The following is a 2,012-nucleotide window of genomic DNA, read 5'->3' as shown; positions in this document are numbered from 1 at the left end:
CCTGGGGTGCAGGGCCTCCAACAAACCCAGTACGGTCCAGTGCAGCGCCCATGTGCCCGGCTGAAAGCCCCGCGCGAGCGGGGGTGAGCCGATTCCGGGCGGGCTGGCTCATGTGGGCCGCGCGTAGGCGCCGATGAGGAAAGCCCCGCACAAGTGGGGTCAGCGCAGCCGATCCCGCCACTGGAAGTAGCACCACGGAGCGCGATACCCAGCACGTGGTGTCGTGGCGTGCGGGTGCGGCGCCGTCACTCCGGACGGCGCCGCTGTCGGTCACACGGTTGCCCGGTCCTTCGCCAGGGTGTCAGCAGAATCCTGGGCTGCCAGGTACGCCGTCTCGATCCGGAAAGCGGGCGGGAGGATCGTGTCGATCCAAAGCTGACCGCCATGTGGGTCGAGCGCGTCGACGACGACCGTCCGGCGGGGGTCTCCGGGTCGGTGGTTGAAGAATGAGGTCACGTACTGGCAGAGCCGGTGCGCGTCGGCGAACAGAGGTGGCTTGCCGGCAACGCGCGCGGTGTGTGCCCGGCTCCAGAAGGCCTCGATCGAGCCGGTGACGTAGTGAGTTTCGACGGGGCTGGCGGGCGCGTTGGCGGCGATGGTGTCCCACCAGGGGGAGACCTCGGTGTCGTGAGCGCCGAAGCTGGGGACGGTCGCGAGGCAGTCGAGGACGGTTTCGAGGTCGTCGTGGAGGCGGGTGGGCAGAGGCGCTCGGTGAAGGGATTCGAGGAGTTCACGGTAACTGGCCACCCACCGAGGGTATTGGGTCAGTTGCGGAAAGTGATCGAGTGGTAGACCTGCGCGAGCGGTGGTGAGCGGCCAAACCTGGGGCGGACGGGGTGGCTGGGGAGGGGCCCCACCGGGCGTCGCCCGCTGCGGCGAGAGTGGACACCAAGGGGCGGACCTCGTCCCGGAAGGACCCCGTCCCGTGTGGATGCCGGGAAGATCCTGACTTCGGGGATGCTGGAGGGAACATCCGTGCGAACGGGAGGTCCGTATGCGGTCACAGTGCGCGGTGTACGTCGACGCCGGTTACCTGCTGGCGGCGTCGGCGACACGCATCACCGGTACGTCACTGCTGGGGAGCATCGAGGTCGATCACGAACAGCTGGTGGAGGCGCTCATCGCTCACGCCACCGAGCACTCCGGGCTCCCGCTGCTACGCGTGCACTGGTACGACGCCGCCCGGCACAAGGTGCCCGACCCGCGGCAGGAGAAGATCGGGCTGCTGCCCCACGTCAAGCTCCGGCTGGGCCGCATCGGGTTCGACGGGGAGCAGAAGGGGGTGGACCTGCGGATCGGTCTCGATCTGGTGGCCCACGCCCGCAAGGCCGCCGTCGACGCCATCTACCTCGTCTCCGGCGACGACGACCTGACCGAGGCCGTGGAGGAGGCGCAGGCGCACGGGGTTCGGGTCACGGTGTTGGCCGTGCCGAACAGGGACGACAAGCCCCACGGTGTCAGTCGCCACCTCCAGAGCGCGGCGGACGGGTTGGACCTGATCAGCTCGGCGGTGATCGACCGCACGATCACCCCCAGGTCCGCCCGGGCGAAGCCCGCCGAGCAGGTCCCGGCCGCTCGGCCCCCGGTGCCGTCTCCCGCCGTGTTCGCCACCCGGGCGCCCGCCGCCGTGACCGCCACCGCCCGGCCCGTCCCCCCGTCGACCCGCGCGCAGAACGGTGGCCGGAGCGACGTGCGCCTCGTCTGTTCCAGCAGCACCGACGCCGACACCATGGTCGCACCGGGGTTGTGGGCCGACGAGGAGATCACGGAGAAGATCGACCAGGTCGTCGACAAGGTCCTACGGGCCTGGTGGGACGGTGACGACGTCGGGCGGGGATCGGAGCTGGCCGCCAGCCGGCCGTCGATTCCGAAGGAGGTCGACCGGGCGTTGTTGTTGGACCTCTCCGACGCGTTGGGGATCGAGGACCTCGCCGACAGCGTGCGTTTCCGGCTCCGGGCCCGGTTCTGGGAACGGGTGGACGCGGGCGGGCCGGACGGCCCCGGCTGACCCC

Annotated in this window: 2 protein-coding genes; one reads left to right on the top strand and one right to left on the bottom strand. The window is 70.4% G+C overall.

Annotation, left to right across the window (positions count from 1 at the left end; all coding sequences use genetic code 11):
- Nucleotides 1-270: 270 nt before the first annotated feature.
- Nucleotides 271-747, bottom strand: coding sequence for a hypothetical protein (locus ACTIDRAF_RS0223180; RefSeq protein ID WP_016701089.1), 477 nt, complete (start codon nt 745-747; stop codon nt 271-273).
- Nucleotides 748-994: 247 nt separating this feature from the next.
- On the opposite strand from ACTIDRAF_RS0223180, the gene ACTIDRAF_RS0223175 reads away from it, so the two are divergent.
- Entirely contained in the window at nt 995-2,008 is a 1,014-nt protein-coding gene (locus ACTIDRAF_RS0223175) for an NYN domain-containing protein (RefSeq protein WP_039789055.1), read from the top strand.
- Nucleotides 2,009-2,012: the final 4 nt, after the last annotated feature.

The sequence above is a fragment of the Actinoalloteichus spitiensis RMV-1378 genome (assembly GCF_000239155.1).
In the GTDB taxonomy this organism is placed as follows: Bacteria; Actinomycetota; Actinomycetes; order Mycobacteriales; family Pseudonocardiaceae; genus Actinoalloteichus_B; species Actinoalloteichus_B spitiensis.
The sequence above is the reverse complement of the archived record's forward strand: the minus strand, read 5'-3'. Positions and strand labels throughout refer to the sequence as shown.

What these genes read in the sequence shown, in the direction of transcription:
- ACTIDRAF_RS0223175 (WP_039789055.1), top strand. Translation starts at nt 995, where the DNA reads ATGCGGTCACAGTGCGCGGTGTACGTCGACGCCGGTTACCTGCTGGCG.